General features: G+C 69.8%; 1 protein-coding gene (only partly in view). It reads left to right on the forward strand.

Translation table 11 applies throughout. From position 1 onward, the window contains the following. On the forward strand, window positions 1-15,142 hold the start of the coding sequence (locus tag TY25_RS17455; RefSeq protein WP_042257582.1) for a non-ribosomal peptide synthase/polyketide synthase. 28,637 nt of this gene lie beyond the right edge of the window; 15,142 of the gene's 43,779 nt are visible here — the first part of the coding sequence; its start codon is at window positions 1-3; its stop codon lies beyond the right edge, outside the window.

Raw genomic sequence — 15,142 nt, forward strand, 5'->3', positions numbered from 1 at the left:
TTGGACCGGCAGGATTTCGGCGGAAACGGCGAAGCTGGTGGCGAACGGGTCCAGGCTGGTTCGGCCGAGTACTTCCCGCTGTCCCCGGCGCAGCTGGGTATCTGGTATGCCCAGCACGTCGACCCGCAGGTGCCGATCAACATCGCCCAGTACGTCGATCTGCACGGCGTGCTCGATCTGGAGGTGTTGCGCGAAGCGCTGATCATCGCCTCGACCGAGCTGGAGTCCGGCTTCCTGCGCATCGTCGAACGTGACGGTCAGCCGTACCAGTGGGTCGACCACAGCATTCCCGACCACGACAAGGTCTACTACGTAGATCTGCGGGACGAGGAAGATCCGGCCGCCGCCGCGATGGCGTGGATGCGGGCCGAGTACAGCCGCCCGGTGAACCTCACCGAGGACCGGTTGATGCGCATCGCCGGCCTGCAACTGGCCGACGACCACTGGTACTGGTACCTGCGCGCGCACCACATTTCGCTCGACGGCTTCGCCGCCATGACCAACGTGAACCGCATCGCCGAGGTCTACACGGCGATGGTGAACGGCGAGGAGATCAAGCCGGCCAAGGCCACCGATCTGCGCACGCTCTACGACCAGGAAATGGCGTACCGGGACAGCACCCGGTTCGTCTCGGACAAGGAGTACTGGGCCGAGAAGGTCAAGGGCCTGGAGGAAGGCACCAGCCTGGTCGGCCGCTCGGCCGAACCCGCGGCGATCAACGGCATCGCCAGCGCGCTGCTCTCGGACGAGCAGACCGCGCTGTTCGAAGCCGCTGCGGCACGCCATGACTCGATGCCCGCAGGCCTGTTGCTCGCCGGTTTCGCCACCTATCTCGCGCAGTGGACCGGCTCCGAGGACGTCATCCTGAGCCTGCCGGTGACCGCGCGCACCACCGCCGCGATGCGGCGTTCCGGTGGTGTGTCGTCCAACATCGTGCCGCTGCGCCTGCGGGTCGGCTACGACACCACCGTCGCCGACCTGCTGCAGCAGGTGGCCGTGACGGTGGCGGGCACGCTGCGCCACCAGCGGTACCGGCACGAGGACATTCGCCGTGATTCGGCGGGCGATGGCGTGGTGACCACGGAATTCTTCGGTCCGTGGGTCAACATCATGCTGTTCCAGGACCAGATCCGGATGGGCTCGATGGTCGGCACCATGAGTGTGCTGTCCACCGGCAGCATCGAGGATCTCGGCGTCAACTTCTACCAGTCCGAGGCGGGCGCCCGCGCGCGGATCGACTTCGAGACCAACCCGAACCTCTACACCGAAGCCGAAGCGCGCCGCCATCATTCGCGGTTCCTCGAGTTCTTCGAGCGGTTCCTCGCCGCTGCGGCCGACACCCCGGTCTGGTCGCTGGTGTCGACCACCGACGACGAGCGGCAGCTGACCCTCGTCGAGTGGAACGACGCCGAGCAACAGGTGCCCGACACCACGCTGGCCGCGCTGCTCGACGCACAGATGCCGGTGGCTCCGGACAACATCGCGCTCGATTTCGAGGGCGCCACTCTGACCTACGCCGAGTTCGACGCGCGGGTCAACCGTTTGGCGCGCTTCCTGATCGCCGACGGCGTCGGCCCGGAATCCCTTGTCGCACTGGGTATGCGCCGCTCGCTGGAGCTGGTCGTCGGCATGCACGCGGTGCTGAAGGCCGGTGGCGCGTACGTGCCGATCGATCCGGATCATCCGGCCGATCGCACCGCCTACATCCTCGACAGCGCGGCACCGGTCTGTGTGCTGACGCTGACCGCCGACGAGCTCGAGTTACCGGAGTCGGTGCGGCAGGTGCCGATCGACACCCTCGATGTGTCGGCGTATTCGGCCGCGCCGATCACCGACGCGGAGCGGCTCGCCCCGCTGCGGCCCGGCAACACCGCCTACGTCATCTACACCTCGGGCTCGACCGGTCGTCCGAAGGGCGTCGCGGTCACCCATCACGCGATCGTCAACCAGCAGCTGTGGATGCTCGACGAGTACCGGCTGACCGCGGACGACGTGTACCTGCAGAAGACCGCCACCACCTTCGACGTGTCGCTGTGGGGGTACTTCCTGCCCCTGCTGGTCGGCGCGAAGCTGGTGATCGCGAGCCCGGACGGGCATCGTGATCCGCTTTACGTCGCGGACATGATCGAGCGGCACGGCGTCACCGTGACCGACTTCGTGCCGTCCATGCTCACCGTGTTCGTCGCGCACGCGACCGCCGCGCAATGCGCCACGCTGCGCGCGGTTTTCGTGATCGGCGAGGCGCTGCCGCCGGAAACCGCCGCGGGTTTCCGCGCGATCACCCGCGCCGGGCTGCACAACCTGTACGGCCCGACCGAGGCCGCGGTTTCGGTCACCTACTGGGAGGCGACCGCCGCCGACACGGTGACCGTGCCGATCGGCATCCCGGAGTGGAATGTCGCTGTCTACGTGCTGGATTCGCGGCTGCGCCCGGCCGCCATCGGAGCGCCGGGCGAGCTGTACCTGGGCGGGCGTCAGCTCGCGCGCGGGTATCGCGGCCGCCCGGACCTGACCTCGGACCGCTTCGTCGCCAACCCGTTCTCGGCCACCGGTGAGCGCATGTACCGCACCGGTGACCTGGTGCGCTGGAACGACGCGGGCACGCTGGAATACATCGGCCGCACCGACTTCCAGGTGAAGTTCCGCGGCCAGCGCATCGAACTCGGCGAGATCGAGACCGATCTGCTCGCGCATCCCGCGGTCAGCCAGGCCGTCGTGCTGGTGATGGACACCGCCACCGGTCAGCAGCTGGTCGCGTATGTCGTTCCCGCGCCGGGACATTCGATCGATCCGGTCGAGCTCACCCGGTTCGCGGGCGAGAAGCTGCCCAGTTACATGGTGCCCGCCTCGATCATGGTGCTGGACGCCTTCCCGCTCAACACCAGCGGCAAGCTGGACCGTAAAGCGTTGCCGGAGCCGGTGTTCAGCGCCGACGCTGCCGACTTCCGGGCCCCGCGCACCCAGGCCGAGCAGATCGTCGCGGGCATCTTCGCCGACGTGCTCAGCCAGGAGCGCATCGGCATCGACGACAACTTCTTCGACCTGGGCGGCAACTCGCTGGTCGCGACCCAGGTGGTGTCGCGGATCGGCGCGGCGTTCGGCACCCAGCTCGGGGTGCGCGCCCTGTTCGAGACCCCGACCGTCGCCGGTATCGCGCTGCGCATGGAGAACGCGTCCCCCGCCGAGGGGGCGCGCCCGCCGCTGGTCGCGCAGCAGCTGCCCGACCGGGTGCCGCTGTCGCTGGCGCAGCAGCGGATGTGGTTCATCAACCAGTTCGACTCGACCGTGCCGGCCTACAACCTGCCGTTCGTGGTCCGGTTGCGCGGCCAGGTCGATCTGGACGCGCTGCACGCCGCGCTGACCGACGTGCTGGACCGCCAGCAGTCGCTGCGCACGATCTTCCCCGAGTCCGGCGACGGCGGCTACCAGCAGGTGCTGCCGGTCGACCAGGTCGATCTCGGCATCGCGATCGAGCCGATCGACGAAGCCGAATTGCACGGTGCGCTCACCGGATTCGCCGCCACCGGCTTCGACGTCTCGCGCGAGCTGCCGATCCGGGTGCGGGTGTACGCGGTGACCGGCGGTCGCGAGAACGGGGCCGCGGATTACGCGGTCGCCTTCGTGGTGCACCACATCGCCGCCGACGGTTTCTCGTTCGGTCCGCTCGCGCGCGATATCGCCGCCGCCTATCTGGCGCGTTCGGCCGGACAGGCGCCGAGTTGGGCGCCGCTGCCGGTGCAGTACCAGGACTTCAGCGTCTGGCAGCGCGAGCTGCTCGGCGCCGAATCCGATCCCGGATCCATGGCTTCGCGCGAAATCGCTTACTGGCGAAGGGCTTTGGCCGGACTGCCGGATCAGCTGGACCTGCCGACCGACCGTCCCCGGCCGCCGGTGCAGAGCTTCAGCGGTGGCCGGGTCGGCTTCCAGATCGATGCCGAACTGCATCAGCGTCTTTCGGCGTTGGCACGGGCGCAGGGCGTCAGCCTGTTCATGGTCATGCACGCCTCGCTGGCGGTGCTGCTGGCCCGGTTGTCGGGCACCACCGACATCGCGATCGGCACCCCGGTCGCCGGGCGCGGCGAGCAAGCGCTCGATGATCTGATCGGCATGTTCGTCAACACCCTCGTGCTGCGTTCGGAGGTCGACGGCGCCGAGCCGTTCACCGAGTTCCTCGGCCGCACGCGCGAAACCGACTTGGCCGCTTTCGCTTTCGCGGATGTGCCGTTCGAGCGGCTGGTCGAGGTGCTCAACCCGACCCGCTCGCAGGCGCGCCACCCGCTGTTCCAGGTGATGCTCTCGTTCCAGGAGATGTCGCACGCGACCCTGGAACTGCCCGGACTCTCGGTCACCGCCGACGAGCTCGAGGTCGACATCGCCAAGTTCGACCTGCAGTGGACCGTCACCGAAGAGCGTGGCGCGAACGGCGAACCCGCGGGCATGGCGGCCGTGGTGTCCTTTGCCACCGATCTGTTCGATGCCGCCACGGTCACCGAGTTCGGCCGCCGCTATCTGCGGGTGCTCGAGGCCGCGGTCGCCGCACCGCACACCGCGGTGCGCGATATCGAGATCCTCGACGACGCCGAGCGCGCGACCGTGCTCACCGACTGGAACCGGACCGCGCACGAACTGCCCGCGGCCACCGTGCTCGATCTGTTCCAGGGGCAGGTGCGGCAGCGGCCGCGCGACATCGCCGTCGTGTTCGACGGCGGCACCCGCAGCGCGGGCGAGTTCGGCCCGCAGGTCGAGCTTTCCTATGCCGAGTTCTCGGCGCGCGTGAATCGCTTGGCGCGCAAGCTGATCGCCGAGGGCGTCGGCCCGGAGTCGTTGGTCGCGGTCGGCATCCGCCGTTCGGTGGACATGCTGATCGCCATCTACGCCACCATGACCGCCGGCGGCGGCTACGTGCCGATCGACCCCGATCATCCGGCTGAGCGCACCGAGTACGTGCTGGCCAACTCGGCGCCGGTGTGCGTGCTGACCACCCTGTCCGACGACGTCCGCGCCGAGGACTGCCCGGTGCTCGCGCTGGACACCTTGGATCTGAGCGAGTTCAGTGACGCGCCGATCACCGACGCGGAGCGCCGCGCCCCGCTGCGTCCGACCAATGCCGCGTACGTGCTCTACACCTCCGGCTCCACCGGCCGGCCCAAGGGCGTGGCGGTGAGCCATGCCAGCGTGCTCAACCAGATCGCCTGGATCACCGGCGAATACCGCATCGGCCCCGGCGATGTGATCCTGCAGAAGACCCCGGTCACCTTCGACGTGTCGGTGTGGGAGCTGTTCGGCACGCTCGCCGTCGGCGCCCGGATGCTCATCGCCGCGCCGGACGGCCACCGCGACCCGATGTACCTCTCCGAGATCATCGGCCGCCACCGGGTGACCATGACCTCGTTCGTGCCGTCGATGCTCTCGGTGTTCGCCGGGGCCGCCTCGACCGCCGAATGCGCTTCGCTGCGTGCGGTTCTCGTCGCCGGTGAAGCCCTGCCCCCGGCCACGGTCGCCGCGTTCCGGCAGTTCTCCACCGCCGCGATGCACAACCTGTACGGCCCCACCGAGTTCACCGTGCACGCCACCGCCTGGCATCTCAACGAGGTGGCTCCGGCTTCGGTGCCGATCGGCCGCCCGGTGTGGAACGCCCAGGCCTATGTGCTCGACGCCGGCTTGGCGCCGGTGCCCGTCGGCGTGCCCGGCGAGCTGTACCTCGGGGGTGCGCAGGTGGCGCGCGGCTACCACGGCCGCCCCGACCTGAGCGCGGAACGCTTCGTCGCGGACCCCTTCGGTCCGCCCGGTGCGCGCCTGTACCGCACCGGCGACCTGGTCCGCTGGGTCGAGCCGCGGGACCCGGAGGTCGGCGCCGCCGGCGTGCTGGAGTACATCGGCCGCACCGACTTCCAGGTGAAGTTCCGCGGGCAGCGCATCGAACTCGGCGAGATCGAGGCCGCGCTGCTCGACCACCCGGCCGTCGGCCAGGCGGTCGTGCTCGTGCTGGACACCGTCGCGGGCGATCAGCTGGTCGCCTACGTGGTGACGCCCGCGGGCCCGGTCGATATCGACAACATCAAGAACGCGCTGCATCGCACGCTGCCCGCCTACATGGTGCCGTCGGCGATCGTGGTGCTGGAAGCGTTGCCGCTCAACCCCTCCGGCAAGCTCGACCGCAAGGCGTTGCCCGCCCCGGTCTTCGAGGTGCGCGAATTCCGTGCGCCGACCACACCGATCGAAGAGATCGTCGCGCAGATCTTCGGCGAGGTGCTCGGCATCAACCGGGTCGGCGTCGACGACGACTTCTTCGAGCTGGGCGGCAACTCGCTGATCGCCACCCAGGTCGCTTCCCGCCTCGGCATCGCGCTCGACACCAGGGTGCCGGTGCGCATGCTGTTCGAGGCCTCCACCGTTGCCGCGCTCGCGGCCCGGGTGGAGTCGCACGCCGGTGACGGCGCGCGCAAGGCACTGGTCGCCCGGGTGCGGCCGGAGGAGGTGCCGCTGTCGCTGGCACAGCAGCGGATGTGGTTCCTCAACCGGTTCGACACCGAGTCGGCGGTCAACAACATCCCGGTCGCCATCCGGCTCTCCGGTGATCTCGATGTGGCCGCGCTGCAGGTCGCGGTCATCGACGTGATCGACCGGCACGAGTCGCTGCGCACCGTGTTCCCGGAGACCAAGACCGGGCCGGTGCAGGTGGTGCTGGACGCGGCGCAGATCGTGCCCGACCTGACCCCGGTGCCGGTCACCGAGCACAACCTGATCGACCACCTGGTCGAGCTGGCCTCCATGGCCTTCGACGTGACCAACGAAGTGCCTTTGCACGCAAGGCTTTTCGAGATCAGCGAGTCCGAGTACGTGCTCGGCATGGTGGTGCACCACATCTCCGCCGACGGCTGGTCGATGGGCCCGCTGGCCCGCGACGTCATGGTGGCCTACGCGGCGCGCACCTCGTGGGAGGCCCCGGCCTGGTCGGCGCTGCCCGTGCAGTACGCGGACTACGCGCTGTGGCAGCGCGAGGTGCTCGGTTCCGAGGACGACCCGAGTTCGTTGATCGCCAACCAGATTCGGTACTGGACGCGTGAACTCGCGGATCTGCCGGACGAATTGGTGCTGCCTTCGGATCGGCCGCGCCCGGCGGCCGCCTCCTATCGCGGCGGCACCTACCCGTTCGTGATCTCCGGCGAGACCCAGCGTGCGCTGGTCGATCTGGGGCGCAGGCACAACGCCTCGTTGTTCATGGTCATGCACAGCGCGCTGGCCGTGCTGCTGGCCCGGGCCAGTGGTACCGGCGACATCGCCATCGGCACGCCGGTGGCGGGCCGCGGCGAGGCCGCGCTGGACGACCTGATCGGCATGTTCGTCAACACGCTCGTGCTGCGCACCCAGGTGCACGGCGCGGCGAGCTTCGCGGATCTGCTCGCGCACGCCCGCGAGACCGATCTGCATGCCTTCGCGCATGCCGACGTGCCGTTCGAGCGGCTGGTCGAGGTGCTCAACCCGGCGCGTTCGCAGGCCCGGCACCCGCTGTTCCAGGTGATGCTGACCTTCCAGAACACCCGGCAGGCCAGCCTGGAGCTGCCCGGTCTCTCGGTCAACGGCATCGACTACGACGCCCGTCTCGCCAAGTTCGACCTGCAGCTCACGCTGCAGGAGACCACGAACGAACTCGGCGAAGCGGCCGGTATGTCGGCCGAGTTCTCCTATGCCCTCGACCTTTTCGACGAGGCGACGGTCGCCGCGTTCGCACGCCGACTGGACCGCGTGCTCGCCGCCGTCACCGCGGACCCGCAGGTCGCCATCGGCGATATCGACCTGCTCGCGCCCGAGGAACACGCGCGGGTGCTCGTCGATTGGAACGACACCGCCCAGCCGGTGCCCGCCGAGACGCTGGTCTCGCTGTTCGACGCGCAGGCGGCGGCGACGCCGGACGCGGTGGCCCTGGTCTTCGACGAGGAACGGCTCACCTATCGCGAATTGCAGGTGCGGGCCAACCGGATCGCGCGCCAGCTGATCAAGGCCGGTGTCGGACCGGAATCGCTTGTCGCACTGTCGATCCGGCGCTCCAACGAACTGGTCGTCGCGATGTACGCGGTGCTGCAGACGGGTGCGGCGTACGTGCCGCTCGATCCGGACCAGCCCGCCGACCGGATCAACCACATCGTGGACACCGCGCGGCCGCGGATGATCCTGTACCGCTCCGCCGACGGCTTCGGCATCGACCTGCAGCGCGAGGTCCCGGTCATCGCGATCGAGGGCATCGAGGGCGTGCCCGGCATGGCCGCGTCGAGCGGCGCGCCGATCACCGACGCGGAACGCACCCGCGCGCTGCGGCCGGAGAACACCGCGTATGTGATCTTCACTTCGGGTTCGACCGGTCGTCCGAAGGGCGTGGCGGTCAGTCACGCCGCGATCGTCAACCGGCTGCTGTGGATGCAGCACGAGTACCCGATCGGTCCCGACGACGCGGTGCTGCAGAAGACGCCCGCTACCTTCGACGTCTCGGTCTGGGAGTTCTTCTGGCCGTTGCAGACCGGTGCGCGCCTGGTCGTCGCGAAGCCGGACGGCCACCGCGATCCGGTGTATCTCGCGCAGATCATCGCCGAGCAGGGCATCAGCACGGCGCACTTCGTGCCGTCGATGCTGTCGGTGTTCGTGTCCACCCTCGGCAACGAGAGCGGCGACGCGGACGGCTACCCCTCGTCGCGGCTGCGGCAGGTGTTCGCCTCCGGCGAGGCGCTGCCCGCGCCGACCGCGGCGCGGCTGCGCGAGCTGACCGGCGCGCGCCTGCACAACCTCTACGGTCCCACCGAGGCCGCCGTCGACGTCACGTATCACGAAGTGACGCAAGCGGATACGGTTTCCGTCCCGATCGGGCGCCCGGTGTGGAACACCCGGGTGTTCGTGCTCGACGCCCGGTTGCATCCGGTCGCACCGGGTGTCGCGGGTGAGCTCTATCTCGCGGGCGATCAGCTCGCGGTGGGCTACCTCGGCCGCCCGGACCTGACCTCGGATCGGTTCGTGGCCAACCCGTACGGCACCGCGGGCGCGCGCATGTACCGCACCGGCGACCTGGTCACCTGGACCGCCGACGGCGAGCTGGAATACCTGGGCCGCACCGACTTCCAGGTGAAGCTGCGCGGTCTGCGCATCGAGCTCGGCGACATCGAGGCCGCGCTGCTGGCCCAGCCCGGCGTCGCCCAGTCGGTCGTGGTGGTGCGCGCCGACGCGCACGCCGGCGACCAGCTGGTGGGTTACGTTGTCGCCGCGGCGGATACGGTGCTCGACACCGACGCCATCAAGGTGGCGCTGGGCGGGCTGCTGCCCGGCTACATGGTGCCTGCCGCGATCGTGGTGCTCGATACGTTCCCCGTGAACGCCAGCGGCAAGCTCGATCGCAAGCTGCTGCCCGCGCCGGTGTTCGAGGCCAAGCAGTTCCGCGCCCCCGCCACCCCGATCGAGGAGATCGTGGCGGAGGTCTTCGCCGAGCTGCTCGGCGTGCCGCGGGTCGGCGTGGACGACGATTTCTTCGAACTCGGCGGCAACTCGCTGGTCGCCACCCAGGTGGTCGCGCGGCTGAGCGCGGCGCTGGACACCGAGGTCGGGGTGCGCGCGCTGTTCGAGGCGCCGACCGTGGCCGCGCTGGCCGCGCGGGTCGAATCGCGTGCGGGCAGCGGTGCCCGGCAGGCGCTGACGGCCCAGGTGCGGCCCGAGTTCCCGCCGCTGTCGCTGGCCCAGCAGCGGATGTGGTTCCTCAACCGCTTCGACGCGGACTCGGCCGCCAACAACATCCCGGCCGCGGTGCGGCTGGAGGGCGCGCTGGATCTGGACGCGTTGCGCGGTGCGATCGCCGATGTGGTCGCGCGGCACGAATCGCTGCGCACCATCTACCCGTCCCAGGACGGTGTCGCCTATCAGCGGGTGCTGCCCGCGACCCGGGCGATCCCGGACCTCGAGGTCTTCCCGGTCGCCGAGGGCCAATTGCTCGGCGCCATGTACGAATTCGTCGAGCGCGGCTTCGACGTGACCGCCGAGCCGCCGGTGCGGCTGCGGGCCTACCAGCTCGCCTCCGGCACCCAGGACCGTGGTGAGCAGGGCGCCAACACGGCGGACTACGTGCTCGTCGTGGTAGTGCATCACATTGCCGCGGACGGTTTCTCGATGCGGCCGCTGGTCCGCGATCTGATGACCGCCTACGTGGCGCGCACCTCGGCGTCGGAGCCGGGCTGGCCGCCGCTCGCAGTCCAGTACGTGGATTTCGCGCTGTGGCAACGGGAAACACTCGGCTCCGAGGACGACCCGACCTCGCTGATCTCCGAACAGCTCGACTACTGGCGCGGCGCGCTGGCCGGGCTGCCCGACGAACTGCGGCTGGCCGGACGACCGCGTCCCGCGGTCGCGTCGTATCAGGCCGGGACGCACCGCTTCCGGGTGCCCGGCGCGCTGATCGATGAGCTGAACCGGGTCGCGCACGAGCACGGCACCACGCTGTTCATGGTGGTGCACAGCGCATTCGCGGCGCTGCTGGCCCGCCTCTCCGGTTCCGACGACATCGCCATCGGCATCCCGGTGGCCGGTCGTGGCGAGCAGGCGCTCGACGACCTGGTCGGCATGTTCGTCAACACCCTGGTGCTGCGCGCGCAGGTGGACACCGACGCGCCCTTCGCCGACTTGCTGGCGCAGGTGCGCGAGCGCGACCTGCAGGCCTTCGCACACGCGGACGTGCCGTTCGAGCGGCTGGTCGAGGTGCTCAACCCGGCCCGTTCGCAGGCGCGGCATCCGCTGTTCCAGGTGATGCTGTCGTTCCAGAATCTGGGGCGCGCGTCGCTGGAGCTGCCCGGCCTCACCGTGTCCGAACTGGGCATCGACCAGCCGACCGCGAAGTTCGACCTGCAGCTGACGCTGAGCGAGGTCCAGGGCGGCGAGGCGGCGATGGACGCCGAACTCCTCTACGCCGCAGACCTTTTCGACGGTGTGTTCGCGAAGACCTTCGCCGAGCGCTTCCTGCGGGTACTCGGCGGTGTCGCGGCCGAACCGACCGCGGCGGTGGGCGATATCGAGCTGCTGGACGCGGCCGAGCGCGCGCTGGTGGTCGAGCGGTGGAACGACACCGAATTCCCGGTGGACGCGGCGCTGACCTCGCCGGTCGGCGACGCCGCCGCGACGCTGGTCTCGCTGTTCGAGGCCCAGGTCGCGCGGGCGCCGGAAGCAGACGCGGTCACCTTCGAGGGGACAAGTCTGTCCTACGCCGAGTTCGCGAGCCGGGTGCACCGTTTGGCGCGCTGGCTCAAGCAGAACGGTGTCGGCCCGGAATCGTATGTGGCCCTTGGCATGCGCCGGTCCATCGATCTCGTCGTCGGCATGTACGCGGTGAACGCGGCGGGCGGTGCGTACGTGCCGCTCGATCCGGATCACCCGGCCGAGCGCACCGACTACATCCTGGAGACGGCGCGCCCGGTGTGCGTGCTGACCTCCGGCACCGACCTGGCCACCTCGGTGTCCCGGCAGGTGCGCATCGATCAGCTGGACCTGTCCGAGTTCTCGGACGCGCCGCTGACCGACGCGGACCGGCACAAGCCGCTGCGCCCGGCCAACACCGCCTACGTGATCTTCACGTCGGGTTCGACCGGCCGGCCCAAGGGCGTCGCGGTCTCGCACGCGGCGATCGTCAACCGCCTGGTCTGGATGCACGCCGAATACGGCCTCGCCGCCTACGACGTGGTGCTGCAGAAGACGCCTGCCACCTTCGACGTGTCGGTGTGGGAGTTCTTCTGGCCCTTGCAGGTCGGCGCGCGGCTGGTGGTCGCCAAGCCGGACGGCCATCGCGATCCCGCCTACCTGGCCCGCCTGATCATCGAGGAGCGGGTCACCACGGCGCATTTCGTGCCGTCGATGCTCGCGGTGTTCGTCGCCGAGGAGCGTGCGGCCGAATGCGTCAGCCTGCGTAACGTTTTCGCCTCCGGTGAGGCGTTGCCCGCGGTGACCGCACAGCGCCTGCGCGCGCTCACCGGTGCCCGCCTGCACAACCTGTACGGCCCGACCGAGGCCGCGGTCGACGTCACCTTCCACGAGGTGACCGAGGCCGACACCAGCTCGGTGCCGATCGGCGCACCGGTGTTCAACACCCAGGTGTACGTGCTGGATTCGCGCCTGCGGCCGGTCCCGGTCGGCGTACCCGGCGAGCTGTACCTGGCCGGCGCGCAGTTGGCGCACGGCTATGTGGCCCGCCCGGACCTGACCACCGAGCGGTTCATCGCGAATCCGTTCGGCACCGCCGAGCGCATGTACCGCACCGGCGATCTGGTCTCCTGGACCGCCGACGGTGAGCTGGAGTACCTGGGCCGCACCGACTTCCAGGTGAAGCTGCGTGGTCTGCGGATCGAGCTCGGCGAGATCGAGAACGCGCTCACCGCACTGGAATCCGTCGCGCAGGCGGTGGTGCTGGTGCGTGCCGACGAGCGCACCGGTGACCAGCTGGTCGCCTACCTGGTCGCCGACCCGGACCGCGCGGTCGACGTGGACGAGATCAAGGGTGTGCTCGGCCGGCAGTTGCCCGCGTACATGGTGCCGACGGCCTACGTGGAACTCGACGAGTTCCCGCTGAACCCGTCCGGCAAGCTGGATCGCAAGGCGCTGCCCGAACCGACCTTCGCGGCCACGGTGTTCCGCGCCCCGGCGACGCCGGTGCAGGAGATCGTGGCCACGACCTTCGCCGAGGTGCTCGGCGTGGAGCGGGTCGGCCTGGACGACGATTTCTTCGCCCTCGGCGGCAACTCGCTGGTCGCCACTCAGGTGGCGGCGCGCCTCGGCGCGGCGCTGGACACCCAGATCCCGGTGCGCGTGCTGTTCGAGGCCTCGCAGGTCGCCGCGCTCGCCGCCCGCGTGGAATCGGCCGCGGGACAGGGCGGCCGGGCGCCGCTGGTGCCGCAGGAGCGCTCCGGTCTGGTGCCGCTGTCGCTGGCCCAGCAGCGGATGTGGTTCCTCAACCGGTTCGACAACCGCACCGCGGTGAACAACATCCCGGTGGCCATCCGGCTCACCGGCGAGCTCGACCTGGACGCGCTCAACGCCGCCATCGGCGACGTGCTGGCCAGGCACGAGGCGCTGCGCACCGTGTATCCGGAGCTGGAGGGCACCGGCTACCAGCAGATCCTGCCGGTTTCCGAGGTGTCGTTCACGGTGACCCCGGAGCCGGTGACCGCGGACGAATTGCCCTCGCGCATCATCGAATTGGCGAGCGCGCACTTCGATGTCACCCGCGAGATCTCGTTCCGCGCGAGCCTGCTCGGCGTGGACGAGCGCAATCACGTCGTAGTGCTGGTCATGCACCACATCAGCGCCGACGGTTTCTCGCTGCGGCCGCTGCTGCGCGACGTGGTGCTCGCCTACAGCGAGCGCACCCGCGGGGAAACGCCCGCCTGGGCACCGCTGGACGTGCAGTACGCCGACTACGCGCTGTGGCAGCGCGGCGTGCTCGGCGCGGAGAGCGATCCGGAATCGGTCGCGGCCGAGCAGATCGCCTACTGGGTCGAGCAGCTGCGTGATCTGCCGGATCAGCTGGAGCTGCCCGCCGACCGCCCCCGTCCGGAGATCGCCTCCAACGCCGGTGGCACACATAGCTTCTCGGTCGACGCCGAGCTGCACACCGCCCTGGCCGAGCTGGCCCGCAAGCGCGGCGTCACGTTGTTCATGGTGGTGCACGCCGCGCTGGCCGCGTGGGCGGGCAGGCTGTCCAACAGCTCCGATATCGCGATCGGCACGCCGATCGCCGGACGTGGGGAGCGCGCGCTCGACGATCTCGTCGGCATGTTCGTCAACACCCTGGTGCTGCGCAGCGCGGTCGATCCGGCCGCACCGTTCAGCGAGCTGCTCGAGCAGGTGCGCCGCACCGATCTGGCCGCGTTCGCCAACGCCGACGTGCCGTTCGAGCGGTTGGTGGACGTGATCAGCCCGACGCGTTCGCAGGCGCATCACCCGCTGTTCCAGGTGGCGCTGACCTTCGAGGCCGCCTCGGCGGCCGATATGGGCACCGTCGAACTGCCCGGCCTCGATCTCGACGTGGTCGAATTCGACCCGGGCACCGCGAAGTTCGATGTGCAGCTGACCGTCGGCGAGACCGCGGACGGCGCGCTGGCGATGTCCTGGAACTACGCCACAGAACTGTTCGATCCCGAGACGGTGGCCGCGTTCGCCGACCGGCTGGTGCGGGTGCTGCACGCGGTGGCCGACGATCCCGAGATCGCTGTCGGCGATATCGACCTGCTCGGCGAGGCCGAGCGCCTCGACGTGTCGCAGCGCTGGGTGTCCTCCGGCGCCGACGGCGGCCTGTTCACCGCACCGGGGACCACCCTGGTCACGGTGTTCGACGCGGCGGTCGCCGCGCACCCGAACCGCACCGCGGCCCGCTTCGGGGTCGAGACGCTGACCTACGCCGAGCTGGACCGGCGCGCGAATGTGCTGGCGCGCAGGCTGATCGCGGACGGCGCCGGACCCGAGTCGCTGGTCGCGGTGATCCTGCCGCGTTCGCTCGATCTGGTCGTCGCGCTGGTCGCGGTGGTCAAGACCGGTGCGGGTTACGTGCCGGTCGACCCGACCTACCCGGCCGAGCGCATCGCCTACGTGCTCGAGGATTCGCAGCCGACGAGCGTGATCCTGGATTCCACGGTGCCGGTGACGGTGCCCGCGCACCTGCCGAGCGTGGTGCTCGACGGCTTCGCGGTGGAGACCGGCAACGTCGAGGACGCCGACGACGCGCCGATCACCGACGCCGATCGCAACGCCGCGCTCTCGCCCGACCACGTCGCCTACGTCATCTACACCTCGGGTTCGACCGGGCGGCCGAAGGGCGTCGCGGTCGCGCATCGAAATGTGGTGCGGCTGTTCGCCAATACCGATCGCGACTTCGGCTTCGGCCCCGACGACGTGTGGACGCTGTTCCACTCCTACGCCTTCGACTTCTCGGTGTGGGAACTGTGGGGTCCGCTGCTGTTCGGCGGCACCCTCGTGGTGGTCGACTACTACACCTCGCGCTCGCCCGAGCAGTTCCTGGAACTGCTGCGCGCGGAACGGGTCACGGTGCTCAACCAGACACCGTCGGCGTTCTACCAACTGGTCGAGGCGGATCGCAACGCCGCGCCGGATGCCGCGCCGCTCGCCCTGC

The organism is Nocardia brasiliensis NBRC 14402 (assembly GCF_000308475.2).
Lineage (GTDB): Bacteria > Actinomycetota > Actinomycetes > Mycobacteriales > Mycobacteriaceae > Nocardia > Nocardia brasiliensis.